Here is a 16155-nt window from a genome sequence, read left to right as displayed (position 1 = left end):
AGAACCCGAGACGCTCTCTAGCGTCCGATCGACGCTACTGACACCTGCCTGAGTGACATGGACGGTGGTTTCAAATCGAGGCCACGAAGAGATCGCACGGCGAGGGAGCCACCACCGGATGAACATCGTCTTCGGCCTCGTGGTGACGGTCGTCGTCACCGCGGTCACGGTGACCGCGATGCTGGTCGTGCGTCGGCGGGCTCCTCAGGGCAGCTACTTCACGGATGGAGACCGGGCGTCCGGCGTCTTCGGGGTGCTCGCCACCGGCTACTCCGTGCTGCTCGGGTTCATCATCTTCCTGGCCTTCACGTCGTACGACGAGTCGAGGTCCGGCGCCGAGGCCGAGGCGACGATCGTGCTTCAACAGGTCCAGACGGCCCAGTACCTCGAGGTGTCGGAGGAGCTCACGGGCGAGCTGACGTGCTACGCCCGCTCGGTGGCGGGTACCGAATGGGATGCCGTCGACAGCGGAGAACTGGGTGAGCAGATCAATCCCTGGGGCGCGGAGATGTTCCAAACCATCTCCTCGATCGAGCCTGCGGCGTCGACCGAGCAGTCCGCCTATGACCGGTGGATGGACCAGACGGCGCAACGTGAACAGGCCCGGATCGACCGGATCCACGGCGCCGAGGGCATCATCCCGTTGCCCGTCTGGTTCGTGTTGTTCCTGATCTCGGCAGTCATCTTCGGCTACCTGCTGTTCTTCGCCGATCCCGACGAAGGGCCGGTGACGCAGGGGATGCTCATGGGCAGCGTCACGGTCGTGATCTCCCTGCTCCTGCTGCTGTTGTTGTTCTTCGACCATCCACACGGGGACGGCGTGGGCCGGCTCCAGCCGACGGCGATGGAGCGGACCTTGCGGGTGATCGAGCTCGAGGCAGAGGCTGTCGGTGTCGTCGTCGATCCCCCGTGTGACGAGCATGGTCGCCGCAGCTGAGCAGGAGCCCGCGGAGAACGGGCGCAGCTGGCAAGAGCTGCTGGTCACGGTGCTGCTCGTGGTCGCGGCGCTGGCAACGTCGTGGAGCAGCTTTCAGGCGACGCGGTGGAACGGCGAGCAGGCCGCCGCTGCCGGGCGGACGAACGCGATCAGGATCGAGGCGGCCCGAGCGGACGGTCTTGCTCGGTCGCAGACGCAGGTCGACGTGGCGACCTTCATCGCCTGGGCAGAGGCAGACCGGCGCGGGGAGGACGACCTCGCACAATTCCTCGCCGAACGCTTCCGGGAGGAGTTCCAGCCGGCGTACGACGCCTGGATCGCCACCCGCCCGTTCTCCGACCCGGCCGCTCCGTCGACCCCGTTCGCCATGCCGGAGTACCAGGTGGAGTCCAAGAACGAGGCCGCGCGTCTCGACGCGGAAGCCGAGGAGTCGGCCGCCGAGGTGCGTACCTACATCCAGCGTTCCAGCAACTACATCCTCACTGTGGTGCTGTACGCCGTGGTGCTGTTCTTCGCGGGCATGAGCACGCGACTCGCCAGCCGCCGGCTGCGCTGGGTCATGACGCTCGCCGGGGCTCTCACCCTCCTCGGCGCGATCGCGTGGGTGGTGTCCCTCCCGGTGAGCTTTGCGGTCTGACCTCATCTCCCCGTCCTCGCCCGCAACGGGTGACGCCTCGCGCACGGCTCGCTCCTACTTTCGCAGGTGTCACTCGGGCAGTCGAGTGCAAGTCAGGAGGACCCGTGGCCGACCAACCCAACATCCTGATCATCTGGGGCGACGACATCGGGATCAGCAACCTCAGCTGCTACAGCGAGGGTCTGATGGGCTACCGAACTCCGAATATCGACCGCATCGCCGCGGAGGGCGTTCGGTTCACCGACTACTACGGTGAGCAGAGCTGCACGGCCGGACGGGCTGCGTTCATCACCGGTCAGAACCCCTACCGCACCGGGCTCACCAAGGTGGGCATGCCGGGAGCGGACATCGGCATCCGGGCCGAGGACCCCACGATCGCCACGGCGCTCAAGGCTGTGGGGTACACGACCGGACAGTTCGGGAAGAACCACTTCGGCGACCGCGACGAGTTCCTGCCCACCATGCACGGGTTCGACGAGTTCTTCGGCAACCTCTACCACCTCAACGCCGAGGAGGAGCCCGAGCAGTTCGACTACCCGTCGGAAGAGGAGTTCCCCAACTTCCGGAAGAACTTCGGCCCACGAGGAGTGATCCACGCCTGGGCTGATCCCGACGCCGAGGGCGGCCAGCGGATCGAGGACACCGGTCCGCTCACCAAGGAGCGGATGAAGACCATCGACGAGGAGGTCGTCCCCGAGGCGCTGCGGTTCATGACCGACGCCAAGGAGAGCGACACGCCGTTCTTCGTGTGGCTCAACACCACGCACATGCACTTCCGGACCCACGTCAAGGACGGCAGCCGGGGCAAGGCCGGCCGCTGGCAGTCGGAGTACCACGACGCGATGTGCGACCACGACGAGCTGGTCGGGGGGGTGCTCGACTATCTCGACGAGAACGGCCTCGCCGACAACACGATCGTCATGTACTCCACCGACAACGGTCCGCACATGAACACCTGGCCCGACGGCGGCATGACTCCGTTCCGCAGCGAGAAGAACTCCAACTGGGAAGGTGCCTACCGGGTGCCGGCTCTGGTGCGCTGGCCCGGACGCATCCCGGAGGGTCGGGTGCTGAACGGCATCGTGAGCCACAACGACTGGTTCGTCACCCTGCTCGCGGCTGCGGGCGACACCGACGTCGCCGACCGGCTCAAGGCAGGGACGGACCTGAACGGCACCACGTACAAGGTCCACCTCGACGGCTTCAACCAGCTCGACTACTTCACGGGCGCAACTGAGATGAGCCCACGCCAGTACTTCTTCTACGTCTCGGACGACGGCGACCTCACCGCGTTGCGGTACGACAACTGGAAGTTCGTGTTCCTCGAGCAACGCATGCCGGGCACGCTGGGCATCTGGCTCGAGCCCTTCGTCGTGCTGAGGTGCCCGAAGATCTTCAACCTGCGGACCGACCCCTACGAGCGGGCCGACATCACGTCGAACACGTACTTCGACTGGATGTTCGACCATGCCTGGCTGGTGATCCCGGCCACCGCCTTCGTCGGCCAGATGATCCAGAGCCTGAAGGACTTCCCCCCACGGCAGGAGCCCGCCAGCTTTACCATCGACAAGATGATGGAGAAGCTCAAAGCGGGCATGCCCGGCGCGTGAGCCGCGGGAGGGAGGCGGTCATGGAGACCTCGCGGGTCTCCCTGCCCGGCGGCGTCTTCACGATGGGGTCCGACGACCACTATCCCGAGGAGGCGCCGCGCCATCAGGTCCGCGTCGACCCGTTCAGGATCGACGCGATCCAGGTCACCAACGAGCAGTACAGCGGGTTCGTGAAGGCGACCCGGTACCGCACGGTGGCCGAACGCCCGCTCGACCCGGCGGGCTACCCCGACGCGCCGAGCGAGAACCTGGTGCCCGGCTCGTTGGTCTTCACCCCGACCGAGGGGCCCGTGGACCTCCGCCACATCAGCCAGTGGTGGACCTGGACACCCGGCGCCTGCTGGTCGAGTCCCGAGGGACCCGGGAGCTCGGTGAAGCGGCGACCGGACCACCCGGTCGTCCACGTGGCGTACGAGGACGCCGCCGCCTACGCGGACTGGGCGGGCGGAGCGCTCCCCACCGAGGCGCAGTGGGAGTACGCGGCCCGCGGCGGGCTGGACGGCGCGGCGTACACATGGGGGGACGAGGCGCGCCCCGGCGGCAGGATCATGGCGAACACCTGGGACGGTCCGGACTTCCCCTGGCGCAGTACCCGGGAGAGCGGCTTCGTGGGCACCGCACCGGTCGGCAGCTTCCCTGCCAACGGCTACGGACTGTTCGACATGGCGGGCAACGTCTGGGAGTGGACCTCGGACTGGTGGACCCAGCGCCACCCGGACGAGGTCGACAAGCCCTGCTGTGTGCCGGCCAACCCGCGCGGTGGACGGCAGGAAGACAGCTACGACCCGGCGCAGCCCCAGTTCCGCGTCGGACGTCGCGTCGTCAAAGGTGGTTCACACCTGTGCGCTGACACCTATTGCTTGCGGTACCGCCCCGCTGCGCGGCGCCCGCAGATGATCGACACGGGCACCAGCCACATGGGGTTCCGCTGCGTCGGCCGCAGCACCCCCCTCAACCTAGAGGTGATCTCCTGATGGACGACCTGATTCTTCCGTCCTGGCGACCCGGCGCCACCCGCGATGCGGTGCTGGGGTTCCTCGACGCGGTGCTCGACGTGCCCGAGGAGGATCGCATCGCCTGCTTCGACAATGACGGCACCCTCTGGTGCGAACGTCCGAACTACGTCCAGTACGACTTCTTCATCGATGCACTCAAGGTCCGCGCGGCTGAGACCGACGTGACGGGGGTGCCGGAGTTCGCAGCTCTGCTGAACCACGATGCAGCAGCGGTCGGCGAGCTCGGGCTCGAACGGATCGCCCTCGCTCTGACCAGCCTGTTCGAGGGGATCCCGGCGGAGGAGTTCAGGGACCGGGTCCGCGACTTCATGGCCAGGAGCCAGCACCCCACTCTGGCCCGGCCGCCGGGCGACCTCGTTTACCAACCGATGATCGAGCTGATCGACGAGCTGAGGCGCCGTGACGTGGCGGTCACGATCGTCACGGGTGGGGGCACCGAGTTCGTGCGGGCGATCAGCCACCAGCTGTACGGCGTACCGCCGGAGGCGGTCGTCGGCACCCTCATCGACTATGAGTACTCCCGCGACGACAACGGCGCGCCACGGCTCCGCAGGACCGGCAGTCTCGACGGCGCTGCCAACGAGGGCACCGTCAAGGTGAGCAACATCCAGCGTCAGCTGGGCCGGCGGCCCCTCCTCGCAGCAGGGAACTCCGGTGGCGACCGGGAGATGCTCGAGTGGGCGGCAGCTGGCGACGGGCCGACGCTCGCACTGCTCGTCGACCACGACGACGGCGATCGCGAGTTCAGCTACGCGAGCAAGGCCGCAAGCTTCGAGGAGGCCGAGCCGATCAGGGACGTCGGCATCCGACTCGGATGGACCGTGGTCAGCATGGCCAGTGACTGGGCGACCGTCTTCCGGCCCGTCTGAAGCCGGCGCCCCGTGACTCACCCATGGTGGGTGAGGGACGTCGCCGAGGCTCCGGCGAAGGTGTACCTGGAACCCACAACTGTTGTTCTCAATCCTGAGCGAGGAACAAGATGTCGTCGGACCAGGCCCCGCTTTCTGCACCGCGGCCAGTGCATCACGAAGGCCGTGCCGTCGTCTGGGGAGCTCGCGCGCTGGCGTACCTGATCTACACCTATGTGGTCGTGACTGAAGTCGTGCTCGTGCTCGGGTTCTTCCTGCTCCTCCTCGGCGCGAATCCCGATACGCCATTCGTAGAGTGGGCTTATCGGTCCCTGGATCGCGCAATGGAGCCGTTCCGGGGCATCTTCACCTCCATCGAGCTGGGCAATGGGGCCAACCAGGTCGAGGCTGTGCTCGACACCTCTGTGCTCTTCGCGATGGTGATCTACGGCCTCCTCGCCTGGCTGATCCACAGCGGGATCGTCTGGCTGACGCGCAAGTTGGAACGGTCGGACTGGCAGGATCGGACGATCTAGCTGCACTCGGTTGGCCGGAGCAGGCTGCTGCGACGCGAGGTTGGAGCTGGTCAGGCCGGCACTCGATGGGTGATCTGCCGGATCCCGTAGAAGGCGGATGGCGCGAGGAGGACGAGCGGCACGATCGCCAGAGCGGCAACCTTGAACCCACCGTCGCCGAAGAGGGCCAGCAGGGCGGCAACGACTCCGAAGACCCACACGGCGGCGTACAGCGCGTGGACCCAGGGAGGCACGTCGTCCTCGATCGCCGCTCCGCGCCTGTGCTGGAGCATGAAGCCCGCGTAGTAGAGGGCACCTGCCAGAGCGCCCCAGCCGAGCACGAGCCAGACCACCGAGCTGACGGCAGGGTCGCGCTCGTTCGCCTCAGCGGTCGCAGCGACGAAGAGCCCGGTGCACAGGCCCAGCACGGCCGCCTGCACCATCGGCGGCTGCTTCAGCAGGAACTTCGCGAGTAGTGCAAAGAACATCGTGTCCTCCCTTTCGAACGGATACCGCCCATCGCTCAGACCGCGAGGCTGACAGGGAAGGTCGCTACCCAACCGAGAGCGGCGAGCAGCACCAGGCACCCGGATATCGTCATCACCCAGCGCAGCCGTCGGTTCTCGAGCCGGGTGCTCATGCCGGCGAAGAAGAGTACGACGGCGTACAACACCACCGTGAGCACGTAGTTGCTGGACCGTTGGATTTTGAGGCGGACCTCAGCGGCCAGCTCTTCTGCGTCCGCGTCGAGCTGCTCTGCCTCGTCCTCGGCCGCGATCTGGTACTCCTCCATGGCGAACGGCGTGGGGGGAGCGTCGGGGTTCGCGCCGGGGTCGGTGTCCATCCACGCGTCGAAGGCCGGTCGGAACTCGGGACGGAAGCGGTGCTCGTAGAAGTCGGCGACGGCGACCTCCCGACGCTGATCGGCATCAGCCCAGGCGATGAATGTGGCCAGAAGCCGGCGGCGAGCACGCCGAAGACTCCTGAGGCGCGGTCCCCATCGGTGAAGTAGCTGCCCTGGGGCGCCCGTCGCCGCACGACGAGCATCGAAGTGACGGTGATGACCGTGGCCGCGATGGTGACCAGGAGACCCAGCAGAAGGTTCATCCGACGGTTTTCCTCCGGTCGTTGGCGCCCGTGCTCACCGCAGGCGGCGGCGCCGGGTCGGCCGCGTCCGCTGCTGAGGACGCGACGATCCAGTTCTCTGCGAAACCATGCCGCTCCACCTTGGGCGGGACATCACCCGTCAGGGATGAGAACTTTGCGGATACCGTCGCCCGCATCCGTCGTCGGATGGCAGGCCAGGGCGGAGCAGAGGTCGTTGGCGCAACAGCCTCGGCCCGGCGGGATGCCCCGTCCCTACTGCCTGGCCATAGCGATCCGGAACCGCTCATCGGGGTCGATGAAGTGGTCGTTGTCGTCATCACCGATGTCGATCTGGACCCAGTTGATCCGACCGGTGAACCGGCTGCTCACGGGCGTGTAGTCGCGGGTGACGGTGGTGCCGGACTCGTAGCCGATATCGGTGGTCTCGTCGGCGGAGAAGATCATCGCCTGAGTGGCCTCGACGCGACCGACCCCGACGGGGTTGCCGTCGCAATAGAGGGTGACGGCGCCTCCCTTGGCCAGTCCGCCGCCGTCGTAAGCGAACTCCATGCGGACCTGGTGGGTGCCCTCAGGCACGGACTGGTCGCTCTCGGTCACGAACTCATGGATTCCCAGCACGTTATAGGCGAACTTGAGGTGGCCGTTCTTCACGTAGAAGGACCAACCGCCAAAGCGACCGCCCTGGGCGATGATCACGCCGTTCGCACCGGTGGCCGGAACGTCGACCTCGGCGGTCACCGAGAACGACTTGTTCTTGATGCTGACCACGCTGTTCTCCGAGAGACGTCCCATCCCGGCGAAGAACAGCTGGGAGTTGCCGCGGATCAGGGTCGGCCGGCCGGCGACTCCCGGTTCGAATCGCTCGGCACCGCGGTCGTCGATGGGCAGGACGTCGTACTTGGTCGCCTCGATCAGCCAGAGCCTTTGCAGCTTGGCGAGCATCTGGGGGTCGTCTTCTGCCAGGTTGCGGGCTTGGCTGTAGTCGCTGTTGCCGTCGTAGAGCTCCCACACGTCGTCGTCGAATGGCGGAAGGGCCCCGACCATGACCCAGGGCGTGCCGTGCTTGGTGACCGCGCTCCAGCCCTTGTGGTAGATGCCGCGGTTGCCGAACATCTCGAAGTACTGGACGTCGTGGCGTTCCGTGGCGTCTTCGTCGTTGAAGCTGTAGAGCATGCTGGTGCCCTCCATGGGCGACTGCAGCACGCCATTGACCAGGGTCGGTTCGGGCAGTCCGGCTGCCTCGAGGATGGTCGGCGCGAGGTCGATCACGTGGGTGAACTGGGAGCGCACGCCACCGGGCTGCTCGATCCCGTAGGGCCAGTGCACGATGGTTCCGTTGCGGGTGCCGCCCCAGTGCGAGGCGACCTGCTTGGTCCACTGGAACGGGGTGTTGTTGGCCCACGCCCAGCCGACCGAGTAGTGGTTGTAGGAGTCCGGGCCGCCGAAGGAGTCCAACTTGCTGAGCATGAACTCGGGGGTTTCGAGCGCCGCCATGCCGTTGAAGTTGGCCAGCTCGTTGAAGGCGCCGTTCATGGTGCCTTCGGCCGAGGCGCCGTTGTCGCCGATGATGTAGTAGACGATTGTGTCGTCGAGGACCTCCAGGTCGGCGAGGGCGTCGATCAGCCGCCCGACGTGGTGGTCGGTGTGCTCGAGGAACCCGGCGTAGACCTCCATCTGCCGGGCCAGCACGGGCTTGAGCTCATCGGGCATGTCGTCCCAGGCGGTGATCTCTGAGTGTCGTGGAGTCAGGTCGGAGTCCTCTGGGATGACCCCGAGTTCCTTCTGTCGGGCGAAGGTGCGGTCGCGCAGGGCGTCCCATCCGTCGTCGAACTCGCCCCGGTAGCGGTCGGCCCACTCCTTGGGGACGTGGTGCGGAGCATGGGTGGCGCCGGGGGCGAAGTAGACGAAGAACGGCTTGTCGGGCATCAGCGCCTTTTGCTGGCGCACCCAGCCGATCGCGTGGTCGGTGAGGTCCTCCGTGAGGTGGTAGCCCTCCTCTGCGGTGGCAGGGGGCTCGATCGGTGTGGTGCCGCTGTACAGGGCTGGGTCCCATTGGTTGTTCTCACCGCCGATGAACCCGTAGAACGTCTCGAAGCCGCCTCCGCCAGTCGGCCAGGCGTCGAAGGGTCCCATCGGGGAGGTCTGCCACACCGGCACCTCATGGCATTTGCCGAACTGGGCCGTCGAGTACCCGTTGAGCTTGAGAGTGGTTGCGAGCGGGGCCTTGGTGTTCGACCGAACCGAGCTGTTGCCCGGCGCGGAGGTTTGCGGTCTCGGTGATGCTGCCCATGCCGACCGAGTGGTGGTTACGGCCCGTGAGCAGGGCTTGGCGAGTCGGTGCACAGAGAGCCGTGGTGTGGAAGCGGTTGTAGCGCAGCCCCCCTTGCGCGAGCCTGTCCGCCGTCGGGGTCCGACACGGCCCACCGAATGCCGAGGAGGCACCGAATCCAACATCGTCGAGCAGAACGACCAACACGTTGGGCGCACCCGCGGGCGGCCGCAAGGGCGCGACCTTGGCGAAGGCCGTGTCCGGGTCCTTGGCGTCGTAGGTCGTCAGACCAGGGGCAACGCGGTCCGGGATGGGCAGGATGCCGCGAGAATGCCGGTCTTCGGTCATGCTGGGTCCTTCCGCTCGGCAGGAACCGCTTTCAACGTGCTCCGTGAGCCATCGAGGCTAGGGGGACACTTCCGAGCCGGCCTCACCCGACTGGGTGGCTCCGTCGGACGACAATGTCAGGGTGTCGCTCCCCTCACCCCGGATCGAGGCAACCTGGGTTCGGCACTGCAGGAGCGAGGGATCCACGCACCCTCGGGAGTCACCCCGCACGGGTGACGACGACAACTGCAAGTGGCGGCAATGTCGCATTGAGGTGAACCAGCTACCTGAGCCATCGGTGAGCGCTTCGCCCCCGACCACGAAAGGATGGCCAGCGATGACGCAGACATCGCTCGATGAGCTGGGCCCCGTCGATTATCTTGTCGTCGAGTTCCCTGCAGGCGAGAGCAACTTCACCGGAGAGATGGCGAACGAGTTGGTCGCCCTGGTCGACTCCGGCACCATCCGCGTGATCGACATGCTGGTGGTGACCAAAGACGCAGACGGTTCGGTCGATGCGATGGAACTCGCGGACATCGAGAACCTCGGCCCGCTCCAGCAAGTCGAGGCAGAGCTCGCTGAATTCCTTGCCGAGCAGGACGTAGTCAACCTAGCTGCCTCCATGGACCCGGGCAGTACGGCGGGGGTGCTCATCTGGGAGAACCTGTGGGCGGCACCGTTCGCCTCGGCCGCGCGGCGCGCCGGGGGACAGCTCATCGCGGACGGACGCATTCCGATCCAGGCCATCATCGCCTCGATCGAAGCCGACGACCATGACGACGACGCGATTGAAGGAGACTGACATGCCTCTCAGGGCAGCACGAGTAGGACGAGTCGGTGTCATCGGACACCCAGTGGCGAGGACCGCGGTCGTTGCGAAGGCCGTCACCACCCCCGGGCCGTCGCCCGTCGCCAGGACGGCCGTGGTGGCGGCCGCGGTGACTCCAGGCCGAGGTCGCCGGCGTCGCATCTAGGCGACCGCGTCGCCGGCGAGAGCGGCCGGTCGTCGGGGTCGGACTCGCGGTCCGATCACACTGCCGGCGTCGACTTCCCGCGCCCCAAGGAGCCAGCGGGAGGACGGTCAGCGCCCTCGATCGCCTTACGCCGCCACGGCAAGACACCCTCCAGCTCGATCTCGAGGGAGAAGCTGAGGAAGGTGCGCACGAGGACGATGAGCCCCAGCGCCAGGGCACTGTCAAGTGTCGGCTCGATCGTGATCGTCAGCACGATGTCGGCGATGATCAGGAACTCCAGGCCCAGCAGGATCGCCCTGCCCACTCCCTGCCGGGCGCGTTGATACGCGATGGAGCCGCCTTCGCGACGCCACGCAAGGCCAGCGGACCCGAGAGCCACCAGCGAGCCGACCACGAGGATGGCGACCCCACCGATCTCGAAACCCTGGACGACTCGCTCCATCGCCTCGTGGAAGTGCATCTGAGTTTCCTCACGTGCTCGTGCAGCATGGCGTCAGCATGAGCCCGCTCGGGACCGTGTTTCCGAGGCGAGAGTCCATCGTCTGGTCAGCATCCGCCCCTACGGGTCCGACGGCCTCACCCCGGGCGGGGGATGATGCCAACCCCGGTCCACGGGTCGGCCGGGGTGGTCGTTGATAGGTTCTGGTGCTGCGCGCGAATGTCGTCGTTCCACTCATCGGCGTCGAAGTCCCTGGCTGATCCACAGCGGCATCTCTGGCTGTCGCGGCGGCTGGACCGGCGGGATCGGGCACTCGAGCACCCCTGACAGGCGGTCCGGCGTCGAGGCCTTACCGAAGCTCGGACGAGAAGAACTCGAGCGCCGTCTTGGTCTTCGTCTGCTGCTCGCCGGTCAAGTCGATGCCGCGCTGCTGGAGGAATTGCTTGGTGCTAGCGGCCACCGTAAACGCTTCGGTCGTCGCGGCCTTGGTGGAGAGCTCCAGGATGCGGGACCCGTCCGGGTACAGCCAGAGCTCTGCGACGAGTCGACCGTCGTAACCACTGGGCGAGAACTTCAGCTTCATCACCAGGATCGGACCCAGAACCGTGAGGTCATCGACGGACATCCCGTCAGGGGCGCAATCCGCGAAGAACGCGCGCTGCCTCTTGTCGAAGAGTGACGTCAGTCCGCGCTCGCCGTCCAGTGCTTCCTTCACCTTCCCGGCACGCATCTTCGCCTGGAGGCTGGCCGAACACACGAAGCCTCCCGGCATCACGTCGACCTCCACGCCGAACCCCTTGAGGGCGCGCAGCTCGGCAGATACCTCGCTCGGCACCACTGGACGCAGCTTCACCACGCTGTCGTCCCTGCGCGTCGTCCTCCGTGCTCGCACAATCACGCCTTGCCGGTTGAGGGCGAGGTCGGGCGTGTCGAAGAAGAACACCTGGCGGAGCTCGGCTTCGAGCGGGTCCATCTCCAGTGCTCGAACCGCCGAGCGCTGGTCGTTGTCGGGGACGGTCAGCTTCAGCTCCACGGAGTCAGCACTCTGAAGGAGCGTCGCCAGCTCGTCGGCCTGGTCGGGAGCAAGGCTACCCGCCGGAGCAGTTTCGGTCATCGCTGTTCTCCAGGCGTCGGCAATGGTCCCAACAGAAGACTGGACCTCACCGCCGAGAACCTCACCCACGCGGGGTGAGCCTCGCGGAATCACCGAGGCAGGTGGTGCTCTACGCGGTTGTCGTGCCGCTCCGGCGCTTCGAGATGCACGCTGCCACCTTCACCTGGTACCGGGGGCAGCCTCCCCCACTGTCGCGACTCGGCCCCGGATCGTGCTCGCGCCAGGCGTCCGCCACCGGTGCTGACCACACCTGTGGGTCGATCTCACCCTGCGCGGGTGAGCCCGCTGCGACGGTCCGCCGAGACGGTAATGGACCGGCGCGGCAATCGCGCGCCCGGTCCCGACGACAGCAAGGACAGCTCATGGAGGACGGTTTCGGCCTGTGGGAAGTCATCGTCTCGACCTTCTCGTTCATGCTGTTGATGTCGTGGATCTACTTGTTCGTCTTCATCGTCGGCGACATCTTGAGGGACCGCAGCCTGCGTGGTGCCTCCAAGGCGTTGTGGATCTTCTGCATCGTCGTGCTGCCGTGGCTGGGTGCGGTCATCTATCTCCTCGCGCGGGGCGACTCGCTGCCCGATCGCACGCAGCAGGCGGCGATCGACAGGCACGCGACGATGCGCTCCCAGGCCGGAGAGCCGTGAGAAGGCCGAGGTCTCAGCGAAGTCCGTAATGTTCTCGTGCCCTAGCGCACCAAGCCTCGACACCCTCACCGCCCCGGTCGGTCACGAGCGACATGCCGTCCTTTGGGGAGCTCGCGCCCTGGCGTACCTGCTCTACGTCTACGTGATCCTGACGGAGACCGTCCTCGTGCTCGGGTTCGTCCTGCTCCTCCTCGGAGCGAATCCCGATCCGCCGTTCGTCCAGTGGGCCTACCGGTCCCTGGACCGTGCCATGGAGCCGTTCCGCGGGATCCTCACCTCCATCGAGCTCGGCGACGGAGGCAACCAGGTGGAAGCGGTGCTCGACACCTCCGTGCTGTTCGCGACGGTGGTCTACGGCTTCGCGGCCTGGCTGATCCACACCCTGATCGTCTGGCTGTCACGGCGGACAGAAGGATTCGATCGGCTGGACCGGCCGGCCTGAGCGGCTCGCATGGGCGGGGGTCCTGATTTCACGCGATGTCACCCACCCGTTCGGTTTATTGCCTCTGCGCTGGCTCGTCGCGCTAGGCGCGGCGCCCAAGCGAGGAGCTTCGGATTGCGGGTCGCGTCGCACTCGAAGCGCTGCCCGAGCGTGCCGGCCGGCGCGGGCCGGCCGGCACGCCAAGGGCTACTTCTTTCCGGTGCTTCCCTGGACCGTGTTGGTCACGGTGTCGGTGTTGTTGTCCAGGACCGGGTCCGGAGTCGAGCTAGAGACGGTCGCTCTGTTCTGGATAGAACCGACCGAGCCCTTGATCTGGACCTGGATCTCGTAGGTGACCGCCGTTCCCGCCGGCACCCGAGCCGTCGTGCAGGTCACCTTGTGGGTGGCCGCGCTGTAGGTACAGCTCGGGGTGAGGTGCTGGACGATCAGCTTCTTTGGTGTGAGCGGCAAGGTGTCCACCGTCACGACGTTGAGCGCATCGGACGGCCCGCCGGCACCCGAGGTGGGGGTGTCGTCGGGTGCCATGCCGGCCTTGTTGTGCACGGTGATCCGGTAGACCAGCGCACCGGCCGGGTTGCCGGCGGGCTTGACGCCGGTCTTCTCGATCCACAGTTCTGCCTGGGTCTGCACCGTGGTCTCGGTGGTCACCTCGGCCCCGTCAGGGTCGGTAGGCGACGTGGCCTCGGCGGTGTTGACCAGCACCGTGCCGGAAGGAACGTTCGCGTTGACCTTCACCGTGATGAAGATGGTCACGCTCTGGCCGGGGTCGAGGTCACCGATGTCGCAGCTGACCACACCTGGACCACTGAGCGCACACGCGGTCGAACCCGTGCCGCCCACCGCGCTGACCAGCGTGGTGCCCGCCGGCAGCGTGTCGACCACGACGACGTCCACCGCTGTCGACGGCCCGCCGTTGCTGACCTGCAGCGTGTAGACCAGCTCTTGACCGGCGCTCACCGGATCGGGAGTGTCGGTCTTGGTGATCGCCAGCCCGGCTGTGGCGCTGACCGCGGTGGTGAAGGTGACCCGGTTGTTGCTGGTGTCCGGATCGAGAACGGTGCTGTCCACCTCGGCGGTGTTCTCCAGTTGCCCGGTGGCGTTGGGCTTGATCTTCACCGTGATGTCGATCTCGCGGACCGGGTCCCCGGGAGCTACGTTGCCGAGGTTCCAGGTGAGCACCTGTCCGTTGAGGGTGAACGAACCCACGTCCGCTGTAGCGGAGGTGAAGGTGACTCCGGCCGGGAGCACGTCGACGACCTTGACGCCCCTGGCGGCGGACGGTCCCGCGTTGTCCACCCCGATGGTGTAGGTGATCTGCGAGCCCGCGGTGCCGTTGAGGTCACCGGTCTTGGTGATCGACAGATCGGCCGCCGCGATGACCTCGATCCCGTCCCTGGCCTGGTTGTTGCTCAGATCCGGATCAGCAGTCGTGCTCGTGACCGTGGCGACGTCGTTGATGTCCTGCGGCTCGTCGGCTGTCACCTCCACCCGGATGATCACTGAGTCGCCTGCGCCAACGGTGCCCAGGTTGCAGGTGACCGTGCCCTGCTGGACCTGCGGATCCGGTGTCGATGTGCAACTGCCCGCACTCGTGGTGATGGTGCCGAACGCGAACGTGCCGTTGCTGACGTGCCGGTCGACGAGCTTCACCGCCTCCGCGGCGTTCGGGCCGAAGTTCGTCACCACGATGTCGCAGATCCCGGTCTCGCCCGCAGGCATCGCAACGTCGGGCTTGCACTCCTTGACCACGCCGAGGTCGGCCTGAACGGCGGTGTCGGCCACGCAGTCGTCGAAGGTCAACTTCGTCACGCGGGTACCCCACAGGCCGCTCTGGGCGGTGTCCGGGGCGGGTCCGACGTCCCCGGTGCCCCCGACGGACACGTACTCCTGGAAGGTCCAGAAGCTGCACGGGTCGACGGGGTCGATCACGGTGGCGCTGTAGTCACCCCACCGGTTTCGTTCGGTGCACGTCGATCCGGGTGCCGCGGGGTTGCACGAGTCGTTGTAGTAGAACCCGTTGCCGGTGGCGAGGATGGCCGGCGGTTGGAAGGTGGTCACCCCGCCGGTCGTTGTGCCAAGTGACACGCAGACGCTGGCCGCGAGCGTGGGGCCCGAGCAGGTGTAGCCGACCACCACGTCGCCGTGGTCGTTGACGGTGATCGACGGTTCGTGGAAGTCCCGGTTCGGGTCGTCGATCAGGCCGGTCTGGATCACAGTGTTGGTGGTCTCGTTGATCTCGTACCACCGCACCGCCGCGTTGTTGGGTGTGCTGCCCCGCACGGAGTGCGCCGCCCACAGGCTGTTGCCGACCTCGATGACGTTGCCGACGAAGCGCGGCGCCACGTTCTCGAGGGTCTCGATGCCGTCGCCGGTGTCAGCGTCGTCGGGCTGCCGCGCCGCCGGCGGGCTGGCGTGCCCGGGATCGCCGGCGATCGGCACCGGGGTGCCCAGCGTCGCCCCCGGGCCGGCGGCGCCGAAGATGTTCGTGCGCTGCAGCGCGGTGCCAGTCGAGCCCAGCAGCGCCGCACGGCCGTCGGAGAGACCGAAGTCCAAAGCCGGCTGCCATGACCCGTCGGTTGCAGGCAATCCAGCGGGCGTAGCCTCAAACCGCGTCATGTTTGCGGCGGTGGGGGTCGCCTGCAGCAGGTCCGCCTTGGGGATCGAGTAGCACGACTCGTTGCCACCACCGACGAAGTCCTGGGTGCACGAGTACAACCCGTCGGCATCCAGGCCGAGGGTCTCGTAGTCATGGAACTCCTCCGCACCCACGGTGTCGGCATCGATCTGCAGACCGTCCCAGTCACCCGTCGGATCGGAGGTGTCGCTACGACCGACGTACAGGTTGTTCGACTGCTCGTTCACGCCGTCGGGAGGGACCGTCGAGTCGACGTCGTCGTCGATCACCGTGGCGAACCACCGCTCGCTCACCGGGTCATAGACGATCCGCGGGTCGAAGACCCGCCCCAAGGTGAACGCGGGCACGCCCACGCGGTTGGTCCAGAAGCTGTTCAGGCTCCTGTCCTCCACCGAGGCACCGGTCGTCTTGTTGAAGATCTCGAAGTTGCCGTTGATCATCTCCACGATGTGGTTCGGGCCGACCGCTCCCATCGTGTCAGGCGGGATCGACCCGCTGCCCCCCGCGGCGGCGTTCTGCTGGCTGATCTCGATGTTCAGACCCATGGTCGCCACACCCGAGACGTCAGCAGCCGTGGCGGTCGGCACCAGCGTCGGGGTGAGCACGGCCAAGGACGTGGCCGCAACTCCCAGGAGCGCGGC

Annotated in this window: 15 protein-coding genes and 1 pseudogene; 9 read left to right on the top strand and 7 right to left on the bottom strand. The window is 66.8% G+C overall.

Annotation, left to right across the window (positions count from 1 at the left end; translation table 11 throughout):
• The first annotated feature begins 118 nt into the window (after positions 1-118).
• From SHK19_RS07235 to SHK19_RS07210, 6 genes are all read left to right on the top strand, one after another.
• A complete protein-coding gene (locus SHK19_RS07235) occupies positions 119-937 on the top strand; it encodes a bestrophin-like domain (protein WP_322938245.1) in 819 nt (272 codons plus the stop codon).
• Positions 912-1574 (top strand): hypothetical protein, encoded by a 663-nt coding sequence (locus SHK19_RS07230; protein WP_322457898.1) that lies wholly within the window; start codon positions 912-914, stop codon positions 1572-1574. Before SHK19_RS07235 ends, SHK19_RS07230 begins: the two co-directional genes overlap by 26 nt.
• 104 nt (positions 1575-1678) lie before the next feature.
• Positions 1679-3184 carry an arylsulfatase gene (locus SHK19_RS07225; protein ID WP_322938244.1) on the top strand — a complete coding sequence of 502 codons (1506 nt, stop codon included), beginning with the start codon at positions 1679-1681 and terminating at the stop codon, positions 3182-3184.
• Between the two features lie 20 nt (positions 3185-3204).
• On the top strand, positions 3205-4158 hold the full coding sequence (locus SHK19_RS07220) for a formylglycine-generating enzyme family protein (protein ID WP_322938243.1): 954 nt from the start codon (positions 3205-3207) through the stop codon (positions 4156-4158).
• Positions 4158-5069: an HAD family hydrolase gene (locus SHK19_RS07215; RefSeq protein ID WP_322938242.1), complete on the top strand. Its 912-nt coding sequence runs from the start codon at positions 4158-4160 to the stop codon at positions 5067-5069. The genes SHK19_RS07220 and SHK19_RS07215 overlap by 1 nt, the downstream gene beginning before the upstream one ends.
• 110 nt (positions 5070-5179) lie before the next feature.
• Positions 5180-5584: a hypothetical protein gene (locus SHK19_RS07210; protein ID WP_322457894.1), complete on the top strand. Its 405-nt coding sequence runs from the start codon at positions 5180-5182 to the stop codon at positions 5582-5584.
• Positions 5585-5634: 50 nt separating this feature from the next.
• Here SHK19_RS07210 and SHK19_RS07205 read toward each other — a convergent pair whose 3' ends face one another.
• The 4 genes and pseudogenes from SHK19_RS07205 to SHK19_RS07190 all read right to left on the bottom strand — a co-directional run.
• Positions 5635-6051, bottom strand: coding sequence for a hypothetical protein (locus SHK19_RS07205; RefSeq protein WP_322457893.1), 417 nt, complete (start codon positions 6049-6051; stop codon positions 5635-5637).
• Positions 6052-6086: 35 nt separating this feature from the next.
• Positions 6087-6407 (bottom strand): hypothetical protein, encoded by a 321-nt coding sequence (locus SHK19_RS07200; protein ID WP_322938241.1) that lies wholly within the window; start codon positions 6405-6407, stop codon positions 6087-6089.
• 515 nt (positions 6408-6922) lie between these two features.
• Positions 6923-9013, bottom strand: a complete 2091-nt coding sequence (locus tag SHK19_RS07195; protein ID WP_322938240.1) for an arylsulfatase — start codon at positions 9011-9013, stop codon at positions 6923-6925.
• A pseudogene (locus SHK19_RS07190) lies at positions 8940-9287 on the bottom strand (sulfatase-like hydrolase/transferase); the annotation flags it as partial. The pseudogene SHK19_RS07190 and the gene SHK19_RS07195, both read right to left, overlap by 74 nt.
• A 316-nt stretch (positions 9288-9603) precedes the next feature.
• On the opposite strand from SHK19_RS07190, the gene SHK19_RS07185 reads away from it, so the two are divergent.
• Complete coding sequence (locus SHK19_RS07185; RefSeq protein WP_322938239.1) at positions 9604-10068, top strand: DUF6325 family protein; 465 nt, start codon at positions 9604-9606, stop codon at positions 10066-10068.
• A gap of 227 nt (positions 10069-10295) precedes the next feature.
• On the opposite strand, the gene SHK19_RS07180 is transcribed toward SHK19_RS07185, so the two are convergent.
• Both SHK19_RS07180 and SHK19_RS07175 read right to left on the bottom strand, forming a co-directional pair.
• Positions 10296-10700 carry a DUF1622 domain-containing protein gene (locus SHK19_RS07180; RefSeq protein ID WP_322457889.1) on the bottom strand — a complete coding sequence of 135 codons (405 nt, stop codon included), beginning with the start codon at positions 10698-10700 and terminating at the stop codon, positions 10296-10298.
• Positions 10701-11028: 328 nt separating this feature from the next.
• Positions 11029-11862, bottom strand: a complete 834-nt coding sequence (locus tag SHK19_RS07175; protein ID WP_322938238.1) for a CYTH domain-containing protein — start codon at positions 11860-11862, stop codon at positions 11029-11031.
• Between the two features lie 5 nt (positions 11863-11867).
• On the opposite strand from SHK19_RS07175, the gene SHK19_RS07170 reads away from it, so the two are divergent.
• On the top strand, positions 11868-12437 hold the full coding sequence (locus SHK19_RS07170; protein ID WP_322938237.1) for a PLD nuclease N-terminal domain-containing protein: 570 nt from the start codon (positions 11868-11870) through the stop codon (positions 12435-12437).
• A 28-nt stretch (positions 12438-12465) separates the two neighbouring features.
• Positions 12466-12879 carry a hypothetical protein gene (locus tag SHK19_RS07165; RefSeq protein WP_322938236.1) on the top strand — a complete coding sequence of 138 codons (414 nt, stop codon included), beginning with the start codon at positions 12466-12468 and terminating at the stop codon, positions 12877-12879.
• A 186-nt stretch (positions 12880-13065) separates the two neighbouring features.
• Here the strand turns inward: SHK19_RS07165 and SHK19_RS07160 are convergent, their stop codons facing one another.
• Positions 13066-16119 carry a DUF11 domain-containing protein gene (locus SHK19_RS07160; RefSeq protein ID WP_322938679.1) on the bottom strand — a complete coding sequence of 1018 codons (3054 nt, stop codon included), beginning with the start codon at positions 16117-16119 and terminating at the stop codon, positions 13066-13068.
• Between the last annotated feature and the right edge of the window lie 36 nt (positions 16120-16155).

The organism is Nocardioides bizhenqiangii (genome assembly GCF_034661235.1).
In the GTDB taxonomy this organism is placed as follows: Bacteria; Actinomycetota; Actinomycetes; order Propionibacteriales; family Nocardioidaceae; genus Nocardioides; species Nocardioides bizhenqiangii.
Note: the sequence above shows the minus strand (reverse complement) of the source record. Positions and strands in the feature narration are given on the sequence as shown.